We start from the raw sequence: 15,496 nt of genomic DNA on the forward strand, positions 1-15,496 counted from the left end.
ACACTTCGCTTTTTCAGGTTTTTTCTGTCCTCTCCGTTATCGTGTAAATGATAAGTTCAATTTATATAGCTACAATTTCACTTCGTACAAGGTCGTCTGTCCGCCGAATCCAAAGCCAGCTCTGTTTCCGGTGTCTCCGTTATCCATAGATCCGCTGTCCGTGCCTGTCTTCCATTCTGACGTTGGAATCTCGGTTCCATGCTCTTTGATCCAATCGGTAACTTCTGAGTTTCCTCCGCGACCACCCATGCCACCAACCATGAAGTATTTCACTTGCCCGCTCTTGACGAGTTGCTCAAGTTCCTCTGTTGTGTACACTGGGTCTGATCCGGAAAAACCGCCAAGCGTGATCACCGCTTCTTTCTCATCGATGATATAAGGCGCTGCCTGATTATAGTCCGTAGTGGCGAAGAGATACGTTTCGCCTGTATTGTGCTCTTTCAGATAATTCAGTGTGGCTGTATCCAATTCTTCGTTACGGTTGCCCATTCCGCCGCGGCCACCCGTTGAAGGCATTTCTGTATCTCCTGCACCGTTACCCATCGGCATGCCCATTCCGGGTCCACCAAACATGCTATTGGAACCCGTGGGTCCTGCTGCCGGAATCATGCTGTTGCCCCCATAAGTAATTGGGGTGAATGCCCAGTAGATTGGACCAATCAGCATCACCATGAATCCCGCGATAATGAAGCCTTGTTTCCATCGATGTGTGCGATGAAGCATAACGACCAGAATGACCGTAACCAGAATGCCTGCGATGAATTCACTAATCGACCAGCCTGCACCAATCGTATCGTTATACACCTGCATGATATACCAGCCGAACAGCGTCGTAAGCAGTACGGATACCGGAAGCAACCATGCCTGCCATCCAGTGCGATCACGATATAATTTCCACATCGCTACAAATCCTGCACCAGTCAGCGCTGCAATTGGAGGTGCAAGCATAATCAGATAATATTGATGGAAGAAACCTGCCACACTGAAAAAGGCAGCAACCGGAATCAACCAGGCGAGCCAGAACAAAGCCTCCTTGTGCTTGTTCGTAATATTTCTCCGTCTTAATCCTGTAAATATGGCAATGCATCCAAGCAATACAACTGGCAGAAGCCAGCTGGCTTGACCTGACAGTTCAGTCTGGAACAGACGCAGAGGACCTTTCTCCCCCGTACCAAACATGCCTCCCATGCCTCCGCCACCATTACCGCCGAAATTTCTTCCATTTGGCATTTCCATATCATTCGGCATCTGCCCGTTCGGGAAATTGGCATTCGGCCCATTCATACCGCCCATGGCGTTCATGCCGTTCGAACCATTCATATTATCGTTATCCGGTGCATCGACATCTTGCCCCGTACCAGTGGCACCACTCCCCGTCCGATTAGGAGCAGAAGTCGAATCCCCTCGATTGCCACGATTATTTCCCTGTCCGATACCATTCGGCGTACCTGCATTACCTGAAGTATTCTGCTGACCCGTTAGACGAGCCAGGCCGTTGTATCCAAATGCCAGTTCCATGACCGAGTTCGTTTCACTGCTTCCGATATAAGGCCGCTCGTCTTCGGGTATGGAATCCACAGTAACCGCCCAGGATAAGGAAACCAGCGCCAGAACCGCTGTACTGCCGATCAGCAGCAAGATCTTCCTTCTCCACTTCGCCTGAAATGCGAGCAGATAGAACAAGTAGAAGGCTGGCAGAATCATATAGGCTTGAAGCATTTTCATATTAAAGGCTATGCCTATTAACCCAAAGGCAACGAGAATGCGCCAAGCACTGCCTTGTTTGCTACCTTTGAACAAAAACCATGAACCCAGCAGTAGTGTAAACACCAGCATGCTGTCAATATTGTTGGTCCGGCTGACTGCCGCCACAACAGGCACAGTCGCCATCGCAAGTGCCGAGATTCGTGCTGCTGCAAGACCATATGTAGGTTTCACCATGAAATAGATCAGGAGCACCGAACCGATTCCCGCTAATACCTGCGGCAAAATAACACTCCATCCGTGTAATCCGAAAACATAGGCAAAGGCCGTTTGAATCCAGAAGACCACAGGTGGTTTATCTACAGTGACCGAGCCTGCCGAGTCTAGTGAAGCATAGAAAAAGTTATGGAAGTTGCTGAGCATACTCCCAACGGCAGTCGTATAGTAGGAATTGGCGTATTGATCGTTCCAGATACCGTATCCATTCAGAAACGCCGCCAGTAATACAATCGGCAGAAGGACAAGATCCATCCTTCTTTTGGTGTTATTCAATGGTAATCACTCCTTCAAAATTCTTCATGTCTAATATTGTGACATGTCAAAATAAAACTGGGATGAGTGTCCGCTGAATGTTGTCTGAGGATAATTCACAATCCTTTCAGCTAAATTTCAGTTTGGCAAGCGATAATACTACATACAGTTCCTCTTAATTGAGGGAGAACTAAGATGGAAGCAAGCAAGGAGGAACCCCGCATTATGAAGCTTAGCAGTGGAATTAAAATACTATTAGCTGATGATGAACCACATATTTTGCAATTTCTGGAGCTTGGGTTAAGCAATGAAGGCTTTGATGTGCGTACGGCACCGGATGGAGCGGCTGCGCTTGAGTTGGCACTTGAATTCAGACCACATATGGCTATTCTGGATGTCATGATGCCAGAGATGGATGGATTCGAAGTGGTCGAGCGTCTTCGTAAGACCGGAACTCAGGTTGGCGTTATTATGCTGACAGCGAAGGACGAAGTCGAGAATCGGGTTAAGGGCCTTTGGCTGGGGGCTGATGATTATATGATCAAACCCTTTGCCTTCGACGAGCTGCTCGCTCGGATTCAGGCCAGACTGCGCAATCAATTTCCTTTGTTAATAGGAGCCGTCACCCACGGTCCCTTCCGAATTGATGATCAGCGCAAAGAAATCACCTATCAGAATCAGGTCCTGGAGCTATCTCCTACCGAATACGAACTGTTAAAATTTATTGTGCTTAATCACGGGATTGTACTTAGCAAAGCGACCATTCTAAGCCGGGTGTGGGGGTATGATTTTGGCGGGGAAGAAAATATTGTAGAGGTATATGTTCGCTCCTTGCGCGACAAACTCGGGGACAAAGAGCATAAACTCATACGCACGCTTCGGGGTGTCGGGTACAGGGTGGACCTCTGATGAACTCGCCGCCTAAGAAAAATAAACTACGTTTAAGACGTCTTCACCAATGGATCTGGCCTCGTTCACTGCGTTCTCAATTGCTCTCACGTTCTCTGTTCGTGCTTGCTGGGCTACTATTGTTAATCGGTATCCTGCAATTCTGGATCATGGAAAGCTTTCTCTATCGGAATCAGGCAAAAACCATGGAAGAACAGCTCATGTCCATGCCCCCGGTTTGGCTCGGAATCCAGTCACGTAGTAGCTCTTCCAATAATCCTTTCGGTGGACAGGCAGGTAACGGGTCTGGCAATCGGGTGTTGTTTATTCCTGACCGTTCACTGGCCCTGTTTGATAATCAAGGTACGTTCGATGATGTTTTTGGGGAAGACGGTCTGAAAGCACCTCATCTATCAAACGTTGAATATCAAGATATTACAGAAGAGTTGAAAGAACAAAAACATATTCCCTACCGGATCGTAACGGATAGCCAAGATAAGGAGCAATTGATTGTCTTCGCCTCACCCGGTCCACGCAATCGCGGCTTACCGATGGTCCAGATGGGTACGGCTACGAAACCACTGAGAGATCTGATTATTAAACAGCTTCTGATCTTCATCATGTTATCGCTGTTGGCCATGGTAGCCGGGCTTATTTTATACACCAAGGTATTACGCCGGACGCTGGTTCCCCTGTCCAATATGGTGAATAAAGTGCAGCAGATCGATGCAGGCAGTCTCGCTGAACGCCTTCCCGTCGTTCAGGGACAAGAGGAAGTGGATCAGCTCGCAGTTTCATTTAATGGCATGCTTGAAAGGCTGGAAAACTCGTTTGAAGCGGAACGGGAATCGAAAGAGCGCATGCAGCGTTTCTTGTCCGATGCTTCCCATGAACTGCGTACCCCACTCACCTCCATTCACGGCTTCATAGAGGTTCTACAGCGGGGTGCAGCGACCAATCAAGATCAATTGTATAAAGCATTGGACAGCATGCACGGCGAATCCGTACGAATTAACAAATTGGTTGAAGATTTGTTGTTACTAACCAAGCTGGATCAGGCTCCAAAACAGGAGCAGGAGGTCATTCAGCTGGACAGTCTGCTGCTCGAAATGCAACCACAACTTGCCATGATGGCTCAGTTGAGGTCCATCCATCTCGACCTGACGGCTGAGGTCCATGTACTGGCTGACCCTTATAAGCTGAAACAGGTTGTGCTGAATCTGTTCCATAATGCGGTGCAGCACACCGATCCAGAGCATGGAGCCATCTCCATAACGTTATATGCCACGCACCATAAGGCCGAATTGTCCGTAAAGGATAACGGCACGGGCATTGAACCTGAACATCTGCCCCATATCTTTGAGCGATTTTACCGCACAAGCAGTTCTCGTTCACGCAAACAAGGTGGTGCAGGTCTCGGTCTAGCCATTACCCGCTCAATTGTGGAGTCATATGGTGGGAAAATTACTGTACGAAGTCAGGTAGGCGTGGGAACTGAATTTTTGATTTTGATGCCGCTGTATAAGGCTGATGTCTAGGCTGAGGGCAGTCTTTACGTAAGCAATAATTTGGCTATAAGCAACTCTAGTTAAAATCTACTTGATCATTACGCAAGCTCCTGGTCCAGCTCACCAAACGCTGCTTTTCTTCCAGTTTAATTCAGGTTTTTCACATTAATTCCGCTTTTCATTGCATGAAGAATCCCCCTTTCATTCTCAACCGAAATGAAAGGGGGATTCTTTTTTTGTATCTGATTAGTAAAGTGGTAGCCTGATTTATGCAGGCTACCGAATCTGAGGCATCTTATTCAGGGCTTTGAAGCCTATAAGTGCTTTTCATAAAAAACCATTGTCATTTTGTCGTTAATTGCTTTTGTTGCACCCGTTTTTTTGTAGCCTATCTTTTCATACAAGTAACAGTTCCCTTTCTCTTGTAAGATGGTACCCAATTTCCATGACCGAGCATCATCATATATCTGCTCAACCATTGTTAAGACTTTTTGAGCAATTCCTTTTCCTTGATGTTCTGGCAGTTTAAAAATTGGGCTAATACTGTAGATTTGATTATCTTTTTTTACGACTCTAATTCCACCAACAGCTACCTCAAGATGATGAATGATGAAATAATCTGTAAAAGATTGATTGATTTGAGTCATAATTCTATCTACAGTTTCATTGGCGGGGTTTGTTTCAAAATCCTGATATTTTTCCAACAAAGGCATAAATGCTTTGACTTTCATCTCATGAACAGTCACTGCATCTTTTAAATCTGCTTTATATAATGAAACCCCCATTAAATATATACCTCCGACTAGTACAGGCTCTGTTAACTTAGTACAAGAAAAATGTTCGTCGACCTTTGGTGTTTATTTTATTTACAGCAAATAAATAAGTTAAAACTAACTTATTTTCCTTATTCGACGTTGTATTCTCATATCCCTTGCTTTCTAAGTAACGTAACCACGCCGGTATCTTCATCTAACTACGCTTTCCTGAGTTTGAGCTGAGGCTTGATCTTGCAAATAACGCTAAAATTCATACAGCTCTATGACTGCTTCTGGCAACGGTCGATTACCAAGGGTACACGCCATTTTCATCTAAGAATTCTCCATTATGACGTTTACCATCGGTCGCATAACGCACGATAATTGCAGCACCGGCTTCTTTTGATTTACCGCCTTCGGCATTACCGTTAAGATCTGTTGATGTGAATCCGGGCGTTACCGCAAAGACTTGAGCCCTGCTGTTTCTGACTTCATAAGCCATCGAAAGTGTCATGGCACTGTTGGCCGTTTTGGATGAATTATAGTCGAAGGCATTTAATGTAAATTCCGCATTTTGCATATGATCCAGAGAAGCCATGTCGGTCGATACATTAATGATTGTACCTTCATTATCTTTGATTAACGGGAACAAGCGTTGATTCAAACGGAACGTGCCGAAAAAGTTCACTTCGAAGGCATTCCGCAGATCTTCCTCTTTCGTATCCGTGAAGGAATGAGAGAATGCACCAGGCATACCTGCATTATTGATCAGAAGGTTTATTGCGGGATACTTCTTATAGATCGTATCAGCTGCCAGCCCGATACTCTTCATGTCGATCATGTCGATCTGCAAAAATTCTACATCCAATCCCCTGGAAGTTAACTCCGAAACAGCTGCTTCCCCTCGTTCGACACTACGTGCACCAAGGATAACTTTCCAACCTGCTTCACCCAACTGATTTACGATTTCATATCCAATCCCTTTATTTGCTCCGGTTACAAAAACAGTCTTTTTCATGCGAATCCTTCTTTCCCTAATTTGATTTTTATTTAACAATGTATAAGTTACTATGCTACACTTAGTGTAGGTCAAATTATTTTTATAAAAGGGAGATTTACATGTTAACGATTGGAGAAGTAGCCAAAAAAGTTGATATCTCGATTGGAGCGATCCGCTTTTATGAAAGAAAGGGACTGCTGAAACCTGCTGCACGAAATGAGCAGAATAACCGCCTTTATTTGGAGGATGATCTGAACTGGCTGGTTTTTATCAAATGCCTTCGTGAAACGGGGATGAGTGTGGAAGACATCAAGAAGTATTACGACCAGGTCAATGAAGGTACCTCTACTCTGAAGGAAAGAACCAAGCTGATTGAGGATCAGAAGCAAAAGTTGCTGAATGATATTGAGGAGAAAAAAGCGCAGCTTGTTCATTTGGATAACAAACTGGAGCGCTATTATCGAGGAGAAAATTTTTAACATAGTCCTGTGCTACAAATTAAAAGACAGAAAAAAATCAGGCAGCCAGCAATAACTGTCTAACCTGATCCGAAAAATTGATGTTATAGGAATTTCTTTTGGGACTATGTTATAGTCCTGATATGATTACGTCAACACATTGATCTTGAGACAAATGCATTAAATATGACCTTAGCGCTTACATCGTTGGTAATGGTTATATAATTCATTTTCAATCTCGATCAACGTTAACGGTTCAAAATCACATTTCTGTATGACCTTGTTGGATGCTTGATTGTTAATCAAAGAGATGGCATTTAATATTTCCACGTTGGTATGTTCAAACAAATACTCCGTCATTCCTTTTACTGCCTGCGTTGTATAACCACGGTTCCTGAAATGTTTTGAAATACCGTACATAATCTCCCGATTGGGTGCTGGCAGTTCGTCCTTGATCCCTGAGCAGCACCACCCTATGAACTCATCATTCTCTTTAAGTACGATAGCCATACGTAAATATAACTCTCCGATATCCCCTCCTGCCAATACAGCTTGTTTAACACGCTGATTCTCAGGGATTTCATATTCGGTGAGCCACAGGGTCCTCTCTTCAATCGTAGCGTTCCACCCTGGCAGGAATTCATACACCTCGGGTTGCCATGTGATTTCTTGCAGTTTCTCCAAATACTCGAGTCGATACTCGCGCAAATAAATATCCTTACAATCAATGATTAATTCATCACTTGAAATGGTTTGTTTCATAAGGTTACCTCCACATACTGATTTACGTTACTTCATTATAGAAATAGAGTCGTGAACCATTGCCTTAAAGGCAATGCCTTGATCTTTATAGCGTCAGGATCTTGGGTTTTTTCCAGTTGGGGAAAACACTCTGGATATTGAGCCAAATATTCGCTAACACACCATCGAACCGACCAGTTAATATCTGTTGACCAATCAATCCATTTATGTATTTCCTCCTTCGGAGCATTTTGCAATAACCCATGCATATACCATCCACGCACTCCTCCTTCTGTTTCATTCATTAAATACATCCAATACAACTTTCGCTCTTCTTCGTTCATCGGTTGGCCGAGGGTCGATACTGCAATTTTACGAACAATAGCGGATGAATCCTTAGTGAAGCCCCACAACTCTTCACGTGATAATCCTCCTCTCTCCACTAAAACTGTTAAAGAGAGCGCTCTTTCGATATCATCCATTGAATGAATTGTGTTATAGAAATTTTTATTTTTTATACTTACCATGGGTAAAGTTTTTGTTATGTACCTTGACTTATCTGCCTTGTTCATATAACGAATTGTATTCTCAACGTTAATTCGAGGAGCCAGATTATCATCACCCTCCAGTGGTTCTCCATGCCCGACTAATAAGTGTCTTAGCATCTCAGAACTTAAACTCGGAAATTGGGAGAACAAATGGGCCGCAACACCAGCAACAAGCGCAGCCGCTCCAGAGGTCCCCCCATAAAAAGATACGCACTGACCCGAATCTTCAGTTTCATAAGAGGGGATTGTAAGGTCTAGTTTGGGCGCTAATATATCTGGCCTAAAGTGACCATCTCCATTTCTGCCATAAGGTTCATCAGGGAAAGGAGCGTGTAATGAACGATCGGCCTTTCCTCGATCTACATAACCCCCTACTGCTAAATACTGTATTGGAGGCATGATGTTATTTAAACGTGTATTCCCATTCGAACAAATAACCAAAATGCCCTGTTGCACAGCTGTCGACAATGCTTTAACCGTTGAGTTTTCACTCGTATTTTTAAGATAAACTTCATTATCTAATGCCTGCCAACCAGTGCTTAAAATAATTCTTATATTCCATTCGTCTCCATGTTCAAGAATCCATTCCATTCCTTTTTTCAGACGTTCTCCTTCTCCAGTTGTAAATGCCCCATGATCTAAAACGATAAATGTTGCTGCTGGTGCAATCCCGACATGAATCTGTCCCTCGAATTGAAACGGTTCATGGGCCAAAGCTAGTACACTCATAAGGCCATGCTCACCTTTCGAATTCCCTTCCTCCCTGTTGATAGAAGTTACGTCTCCGATAGTGACAGTCATATTTTCATGTACGCTAACACATATAATTCTTGTTTTTAAGTGATCTACGAGATAATGTGGTTTAATTGAATCGATAATTACAATTCCCACACCCAGACCAGAAGTATGAAAATCAGGCTGTTCACCAAAACCCAACCTTTTCCATGTCGGATCGGGTATCGCTTTATCCACACGATCACCTCAGATTTTGATATCACTATAATACTTTCGCCTTCCGCTTAATGTACATTATCATTTATCCAACTAACATTGGCAGACCCCAAGCAGCCTAACGATCTTTTTAGCTGGACTCAAACAAGCCCCTCTTTAACCATAAACTCGTCTTTGGTTAATCCAAAGAGGATCAGATCTTGGTATTTTCCATCGGTATAGATCACCTGGCGACGCACACCTTCCTGCACACATCCTAGTTTTCTCATCATGGCTGCGGAAGGTTCATTTCCTTGGAGTACATAATCATTAAATTTATTAAGCCTGCGCTCGAAGAAGGCATAGTTCAGCAAAATTCGAACGGCTCTGGTTCCGTATCCTTTTCCTCGATGATCCCTGTCAATTTGAATACCAATGCTAAAGGTACCATTTCTCTCATCAATGCTGTTCAGGTTCACACCTCCGACATTCTCACCATCCATATTTACAATGGTAAACATGATCCGTCCTTTGGCTAAAGAAAAATCAGAGAAGTTTTCCGTGAAATTCTTCGCATCAATATGAGTTGGCGGTAACTCTACTGCACACTCCAATAACCGACGCGCAGGTGTATCAAAGCGGTTGTAATAATGATCTTCCCAATCTTCTTCACGCAAAGCACGTAATCTGACCTTATCATCCTGCCAGAAATATTGACTATAATCGATCTCTCTCATTCCGAATCCTCCGCCTACTCAACCAAATTTTTACTCCGAGCTACAAATATAATAACCCATAATGTGGAATTGAAGGAGATTTGTTTTTATTGAGCACAAACGAAAATAGCCCCCGAACAGGACCAACCTGTCGGAGGTTACGCTCTATTTATATTCATATCACATTACGATTCTTCCGTGTATTGAGGTTTGGACACATTATCCGGAACCGTTTCGTCAAAAACATCCTGACCTGGATAATCCCTTACTTCTCCCTCGTGAAGCTCATGATTTTCATAATCAAAACGATGTGCAGACCGCTGGTCCACCCGCCACGGAGAACTTTTCCCAAGAGACTCGGATAACAGAGATGAACCGTAAGGACCCTCCGGGAATTCTTCGAGTGTGATATCGTTTCGCTGCGACTCCACCGTAGATACATCGGTATATTCTTGCCGTTCTTCACGCAAAAACTTATCTTTCATCGTTTATCCCTCCTGATCCACTTCAGATGATCAACGTCCACTTATTGTGAGCGAGGACAAGCGCATTTATGCATGATCTTTGGAAAACAATGCGTTTAGGTTTGATCCGTTACCGGCTCCATCACAATCGTTACCGCCATCACAATTGGCGAATCCATACTAATAGTACAAAACCAATGAGGCCAGCCATGCTAATCCAGGTATCACGCTTGGACCACACCAATAACGAAGAGCGTGCTCCAAGCAAAGAATGTTCTCGAACTTTACGCATTTCCATCGCAATGGTCATATCCTCTGCCCGTTGAAACAGTGCCATTAACAAGGGAATCACCATCGGACCCAAATCACGAATCCGTACGGTATTTGGTCTTAAAGCGACCTTTCCACGTGCCCGTACAATCAGTGAGAATCGCTGCCATTCACTCCAGATCATCGGGATAAATCGAAAGATTAACGATACAGCAAGAGCAAACGAAGCTACGGGCAGTCTGATCTTTTTACCGATACCGAGTACCCAGTTCAGTCCTTCTACCATCCGCCCATATGGTGTCGCTAGTGAAAACCAAAGACTTGCTAACGTGACGATAAACAAACGATACACATTCAGCAAAGTGCCCTCTGCCTGCATCAGGGAAAAGCCAAAGTGCAGACCTCCTCCCTCTGTTGAAAGGGTCGTCCCCGATAGCGCTGTCGATATGATGAAAAAGAATAACAGTGGCTTCATTAACTTCATACATCCAGCCAAAGTCTGACGCGGGAGCCCGGCAAGTGCTACCACTACTGGCACCAGTGTTAATGTCAACCCTAGCCAGCGCTGTTGAAGCATCGCTGCGGTTACCAGCAAAATATACAAAATCCATTTCAGACGCGTGTCCATGACGCCATATAGTCCGCCTGAATGAGTCAATGTATTTGGAAGAAGCTTCGGATCATCTACCGTTTTAATGGACGACAGCATCATTACTTCTTCTTCATATTTCATTGCAACGCTCTTGACTTCCTTTGTTACCGTCCCTGATGCTTCTTTCGATTCGTTCTGAACTCCCTCCTCAACGAACGTAGACTGAACAATGCTTTCAGCCATCTCTTCTGGCGTCATCCCGGTAAAAGGCAGTTTAAGACCCGCAGCCCTAAACTGCTGTGCTAGTTGCATTGAAGGTGGCAGTCCGATCCCTGTCTGCTCCAGCAACTCAGGTCTATCGTGAAGTTCTCTCGGATTAAGATCGGCGATTAGTCGACCTTCCTGCAATAACAATACCCGATCCGCACAAGGCAAGAATGTATCCAGATCATGGGTTGCTACGACGACCCCGCCATCTGCCTGACGATGTTGCTCCAATACATCGAGCAGCAGCCCAACACTTTGTGCTTCCAACCCGGCACTCGGCTCATCCAGCAGCAACCAGTGTGGGTTAGTAGCAATGCCGAGAGCAAGACCGAGTCTGCGCTTCTCTCCCCCACTCAGAGCAAATGGCGACCTGTCCAGATGAAAACGTCGTTCCACGTCCAAGGATACTGGTGGGTCCCATTGGTTCAGTGCTTTTGTGATCTGCTCTCGTTGCTGGTTCTCTGTAAGTCGATATGGACGCAGAGAATATGCGAATTCACGCTGAATATTTCGGGCAAACAGTTGTTGTTCCGGAAATTGAAACACCAGCCCCATTTGCAATAAAATCGACTGCGGCACTTTGCCTTCTTTCCAGAAAGGGGTGCCATCTATCTTAATACTGCCTGAATCGGGAGGTCTCAGACCAGCCAGCGTCTGGAGTAAAGTCGTTTTTCCCGAACCTGTACAGCCCAGTAGCAAGGTGATTTCCCCACTGTTCAACTGCACACTCACATCTTCAAGCAGTGCACGTTTGCTCGATTCCGATGCTTCTATACGTATATTGGTTAGCTCGATCTCCAACGTGCGACCTCCTTAGCCAGTTGCTCAGGTCGCAGCGGCATGGCTTCTGGCATCATACCTTCTTGCTTGAGCAATAACGCAGTTTTTACAGTAAAAGGAGGATCCAACCCTAACCGTTCACAGGGGGATAGCTGTACATTTTCCCGTGTAGCCTTCTCATTCGTCTCTGTCTCATAGAAAAAGGACTCCGGCTCCCCGTCGTACACACAACGTCCCCTCTCCATAGCAATGATTCGATTACACAGGGTTGCTTCCTCCAGATGATGTGTAATCCAGATCACTGTTGTCCCCCGCTGGGTGATCTTCTGAACGATGGCCTCGATACGGTCTCTTGCTCCCGGATCAAGCATGGCTGTTGGTTCATCTAGAATCAATATATCCGGTTTGGCTGCGAGCGCTACAGCAATATTAAGCAGTTGTTTCTGTCCACCGGATAATTGTGAGACAGCCTTCTCCGGGGGATATTGAAGTCCTACGGTATGTAATGCATTCTGCCTGCGTTCCAATTGTTCTTCTACAGAATCCATCAATGGTGACAGCGCAAAATGAAACTCCTCTTCAATCGTATCGCCAAGTACCTGTGCATCAGGTTGCTGCAGTACACCCCGAACGGTAAGTTCATCCGAGATATCCCGTCCCCCTCCAGATAGTGGAATGAATCCAATCAGTAGTCCAGCGAGTGTGCTTTTTCCACTGCCATTCGCCCCTACAATACTAATCCATTCTCCTTGGTGCAGCGTAAGTGAGACCCCATCCAGCGCTTTCCTCACCTCACCACCTTCTAAAGCATAATGCACTCGGACATCTTCTAATGTAATTATGGGCAGGTTGCCTTGCATCGTAAATTAGTCCTTTCCCTTTCTATTTCTATGTGGTAAGATCCTAATCGTTAACCACATTTAATAACTTGGTTAACAATCATATTACCAAAATGGAGAGGATTGTTCAAACATGAAATTATCTTTACGAGGCATTGTATTCAGTGCACTTATGGCCGCAATATTAGTACTTTTTGGTTACATAAGCATTCCAATTGGCTTCTCCCCTGTACCAATAACATTACAGACCTTGGCTGTCATGCTGGCCGGAGGGTTACTTGGTCCGTTGTATGGGTTCTTAAGTATTGCTCTCGTTGTTGTGCTGACAGCACTAGGCTTCCCACTTCTACATGGAACTGGTGGTCTTGCTGTTCTCTTAGGTCCGACCGGAGGGTATGTTGTAATCTGGCCCTTTTCCGCACTCCTGATCGGTTTGTTCCTCTCCAAAGTGAGAATCCAAGGTTTTAAAGGTTTTAAAGGTTTTATGTTTGCGTTTATCATCATTGAATTATTTGGTTCACTATTAAATTATGTCTCAGGGGTTCCTTGGCTTGCATATGCTTACAAAATGGACCTTCCCGAGGCTATGATTCAAGGATTCTATCCATATATTATTGGGGATCTGATCAAAGCTGTATTTGCCACGATCATCATCGCACCTGTGCGTATGGTATTTCCACCTCAACGTCTTACAGGTAACATGCATTCAACGGTTGTAAAAGTGGAATCTTAATAGAAGTTACATAAGGCTTCCGAGCCGCCTATCTTTGAAAATGACAAAACCGCCATAATCACTTTGGCGGTTTTCGTTACTTCTCTTCCTTTAAGGTTGTTCTATCATCGGAGTGTCCAGTGTAAATATTCTTTAGTTCAACTTATATATTCACCTGAATTAATTGACGCTCCGCGATCTGAAATTGTTGATCTGCTGTATTTTCAACAAACCTCTGGTCATGAGATACATAGAGAATCGTTCCTTCATACGCCTTCATAAAACGTTCCAACGCTTCCAAGGCATGCATATCAAGAAAATTCGTCGGCTCATCCAACAATAGAATGTTATATTGTCCAAGAAACAAGAGACATAATTGAAGACGAATCGCTTCTCCTCCACTTAATGTCCCCACATTCTTGAGCAAGTCATTCCCTGTAAACTGCATCGCGTGCAACGCACTTCTCAGCTCTGATTCCTCATATTCCGAACGATTTTTCAGAAATTGTAATACAGTATCTTTCATCGTGAAACGATAGCTCATTTGCTGAAAATAACCGAGCTTTGCTTTTGGAGACATCGTGATGCCATCTCCAGCAAGGAAAACATGGTTAAGCAATGTGCTTTTCCCGCTGCCATTGGCTCCGGTAATCGCTATTTTTTGTTTTAATGGAATTTGAAAACTTACATCCTTCAATAATATGTTTCCACCCACTTCAAGCGTAAGGCGATCTGCCATAATTGGAAATCGGTTGTGCAACTCCAATGTCTTCGGCTGACGGAAGATAATCGGCCGATCCTCCTGCACCGCATTCACCTCTTGAAGCTGTTGCAAGCGTTGTTCAATCGCTTTAGCAGCACGATGCACTGCTTTTTGACTTGTACCTTTGGATTTGGTTTCAAACATGCGGTTTGCTTTTGCCTTGGATTCTTTTTTGGACATGCTTCCAGCCTGCGTTATTTTCTCGGCTTTCTTCATCTTTTCCCGGGCGGCCAGTTCCAATCGTCTTTTCTCTTTGGAGAATTGTTCATGGGCCAGATTCTGCTGTTCACGCTCCAGCCTCTTCTGTTGCCGATAATCGCTATAGTTACCGGAATATACGTGTACCTCTCCCTGATGAATTTCCCAGATCGTGGTCACCAGCTCATCCAGAAGCGCACGGTCATGACTGATCAGCACGATTGCCCCATAGTAATAACGCAATTCATCCAGTAAAAATGTAATGCCCTCTTGATCAAGGTGTGTTGTTGGTTCATCCAGTAATAATGCTTCATGGTAATGAGTGAACAATTGAGCTAGTTTCAAACGGGTCTGTTCTCCGCCACTCCATGAATTATCATGTTGAGGAATCGCCAATTTGCTGAGTAAGGCCCCGTCAACCTCCAGATTTTCGTTTGGCTGGGGTGGTTCTACTTGTTCCATGTAACCAAACTCTGCATAACGTTTTACCTTTCCGGCTGTTGGCTGGCTCTCTCCCGCAATGAGTTTCAATAATGTACTTTTACCTTGACCATTACCACCCACTACACCGATGCGATCCAGTTGATGCACGGCCAGTCGCTCAATGTTCAGTACTGCTTTATCCATATAGGTCATCTCAACCTGTTCTAATTCAAAACATATCTTTTCCATTTTCGCTACCTCCGAAATAAGATTTATTTCGTATCGATAGCGAATCATACTTCTATCGATACGAGCTTATCGTGCCAGCTCGTATCAATAGAACAGTAACGTCATCATAAGTGGTACCTCCTGTAGTCTCAACCGAACAACATATCTGATCAGACTCGTG

General features: G+C 44.5%; 14 protein-coding genes. 4 read left to right on the plus strand and 10 right to left on the minus strand.

Annotated elements, in window-relative coordinates; translation table 11 throughout:
- Nucleotides 1–69: 69 nt before the first annotated feature.
- The gene (locus tag MHH93_RS04605) at nt 70–2,235 is read right to left on the minus strand and encodes an ArnT family glycosyltransferase (RefSeq protein WP_500053327.1); all 2,166 of its coding nucleotides are present in this window, start codon (nt 2,233–2,235) and stop codon (nt 70–72) included.
- Nucleotides 2,236–2,460: 225 nt separating this feature from the next.
- Here MHH93_RS04605 and MHH93_RS04610 point away from each other — a divergent pair, with 225 nt between their 5' ends.
- The gene (locus tag MHH93_RS04610; RefSeq protein ID WP_091017711.1) at nt 2,461–3,144 is read left to right on the plus strand and encodes a response regulator transcription factor; all 684 of its coding nucleotides are present in this window, start codon (nt 2,461–2,463) and stop codon (nt 3,142–3,144) included.
- Nucleotides 3,144–4,661 (plus strand): sensor histidine kinase, encoded by a 1,518-nt coding sequence (locus tag MHH93_RS04615; RefSeq protein ID WP_500053002.1) that lies wholly within the window; start codon nt 3,144–3,146, stop codon nt 4,659–4,661. The genes MHH93_RS04610 and MHH93_RS04615 overlap by 1 nt, the downstream gene beginning before the upstream one ends.
- Nucleotides 4,662–4,945: 284 nt before the next feature.
- Here the strand turns inward: MHH93_RS04615 and MHH93_RS04620 are convergent, their stop codons facing one another.
- Entirely contained in the window at nt 4,946–5,416 is a 471-nt protein-coding gene (locus tag MHH93_RS04620; protein ID WP_500053003.1) for a GNAT family N-acetyltransferase, read from the minus strand.
- A 277-nt stretch (nt 5,417–5,693) separates the two neighbouring features.
- On the minus strand, nt 5,694–6,404 hold the full coding sequence (locus tag MHH93_RS04625; protein ID WP_500053004.1) for an SDR family NAD(P)-dependent oxidoreductase: 711 nt from the start codon (nt 6,402–6,404) through the stop codon (nt 5,694–5,696).
- Between the two features lie 101 nt (nt 6,405–6,505).
- Between MHH93_RS04625 and MHH93_RS04630 the strand changes: the two genes are divergently transcribed.
- Nucleotides 6,506–6,865 carry a MerR family transcriptional regulator gene (locus MHH93_RS04630; RefSeq protein WP_500053005.1) on the plus strand — a complete coding sequence of 120 codons (360 nt, stop codon included), beginning with the start codon at nt 6,506–6,508 and terminating at the stop codon, nt 6,863–6,865.
- 171 nt (nt 6,866–7,036) lie between these two features.
- Here MHH93_RS04630 and MHH93_RS04635 read toward each other — a convergent pair whose 3' ends face one another.
- The 6 genes from MHH93_RS04635 to MHH93_RS04660 form a co-directional block, all read right to left on the minus strand.
- On the minus strand, nt 7,037–7,606 hold the full coding sequence (locus tag MHH93_RS04635) for a GNAT family N-acetyltransferase (protein ID WP_500053006.1): 570 nt from the start codon (nt 7,604–7,606) through the stop codon (nt 7,037–7,039).
- A 35-nt stretch (nt 7,607–7,641) separates the two neighbouring features.
- Nucleotides 7,642–9,105 (minus strand): S8 family serine peptidase, encoded by a 1,464-nt coding sequence (locus tag MHH93_RS04640; RefSeq protein WP_500053007.1) that lies wholly within the window; start codon nt 9,103–9,105, stop codon nt 7,642–7,644.
- A 119-nt stretch (nt 9,106–9,224) separates the two neighbouring features.
- Entirely contained in the window at nt 9,225–9,800 is a 576-nt protein-coding gene (locus tag MHH93_RS04645; RefSeq protein ID WP_500053008.1) for a GNAT family N-acetyltransferase, read from the minus strand.
- A 164-nt stretch (nt 9,801–9,964) separates the two neighbouring features.
- Nucleotides 9,965–10,264, minus strand: a complete 300-nt coding sequence (locus tag MHH93_RS04650) for a hypothetical protein (protein WP_017688728.1) — start codon at nt 10,262–10,264, stop codon at nt 9,965–9,967.
- Nucleotides 10,265–10,403: 139 nt separating this feature from the next.
- Nucleotides 10,404–12,173 (minus strand): ATP-binding cassette domain-containing protein, encoded by a 1,770-nt coding sequence (locus MHH93_RS04655; protein WP_500053009.1) that lies wholly within the window; start codon nt 12,171–12,173, stop codon nt 10,404–10,406.
- The gene (locus tag MHH93_RS04660; protein ID WP_500053010.1) at nt 12,158–12,970 is read right to left on the minus strand and encodes an ATP-binding cassette domain-containing protein; all 813 of its coding nucleotides are present in this window, start codon (nt 12,968–12,970) and stop codon (nt 12,158–12,160) included. The genes MHH93_RS04655 and MHH93_RS04660 overlap by 16 nt, the downstream gene beginning before the upstream one ends.
- A 154-nt stretch (nt 12,971–13,124) precedes the next feature.
- Here MHH93_RS04660 and MHH93_RS04665 point away from each other — a divergent pair, with 154 nt between their 5' ends.
- A complete protein-coding gene (locus MHH93_RS04665) occupies nt 13,125–13,724 on the plus strand; it encodes a biotin transporter BioY (protein WP_500053011.1) in 600 nt (199 codons plus the stop codon).
- Between the two features lie 142 nt (nt 13,725–13,866).
- On the opposite strand, the gene MHH93_RS04670 is transcribed toward MHH93_RS04665, so the two are convergent.
- Nucleotides 13,867–15,336: an Msr family ABC-F type ribosomal protection protein gene (locus tag MHH93_RS04670; protein ID WP_500053012.1), complete on the minus strand. Its 1,470-nt coding sequence runs from the start codon at nt 15,334–15,336 to the stop codon at nt 13,867–13,869.
- Nucleotides 15,337–15,496 lie beyond the last annotated feature (160 nt).

It is taken from the genome of Priestia sp. FSL H7-0729, assembly GCF_038005685.1.
GTDB lineage: Bacteria > Bacillota > Bacilli > Paenibacillales > Paenibacillaceae > Paenibacillus.

Excerpts from the sequence above, each read along its gene's own strand:
- MHH93_RS04605 (WP_500053327.1), bottom strand. The coding sequence starts at position 2,235 with ATGGATCTTGTCCTTCTGCCGATTGTATTACTGGCGGCGTTTCTGAAT.
- MHH93_RS04610 (WP_091017711.1), top strand. The coding sequence starts at position 2,461 with ATGAAGCTTAGCAGTGGAATTAAAATACTATTAGCTGATGATGAACCA.
- MHH93_RS04615 (WP_500053002.1), top strand. The coding sequence starts at position 3,144 with ATGAACTCGCCGCCTAAGAAAAATAAACTACGTTTAAGACGTCTTCAC.
- MHH93_RS04620 (WP_500053003.1), bottom strand. The coding sequence starts at position 5,416 with ATGGGGGTTTCATTATATAAAGCAGATTTAAAAGATGCAGTGACTGTT.
- MHH93_RS04625 (WP_500053004.1), bottom strand. The coding sequence starts at position 6,404 with ATGAAAAAGACTGTTTTTGTAACCGGAGCAAATAAAGGGATTGGATAT.
- MHH93_RS04630 (WP_500053005.1), top strand. The coding sequence starts at position 6,506 with ATGTTAACGATTGGAGAAGTAGCCAAAAAAGTTGATATCTCGATTGGA.
- MHH93_RS04635 (WP_500053006.1), bottom strand. The coding sequence starts at position 7,606 with ATGAAACAAACCATTTCAAGTGATGAATTAATCATTGATTGTAAGGAT.
- MHH93_RS04645 (WP_500053008.1), bottom strand. The coding sequence starts at position 9,800 with ATGAGAGAGATCGATTATAGTCAATATTTCTGGCAGGATGATAAGGTC.
- MHH93_RS04650 (WP_017688728.1), bottom strand. The coding sequence starts at position 10,264 with ATGAAAGATAAGTTTTTGCGTGAAGAACGGCAAGAATATACCGATGTA.
- MHH93_RS04665 (WP_500053011.1), top strand. The coding sequence starts at position 13,125 with ATGAAATTATCTTTACGAGGCATTGTATTCAGTGCACTTATGGCCGCA.
- MHH93_RS04670 (WP_500053012.1), bottom strand. The coding sequence starts at position 15,336 with ATGGAAAAGATATGTTTTGAATTAGAACAGGTTGAGATGACCTATATG.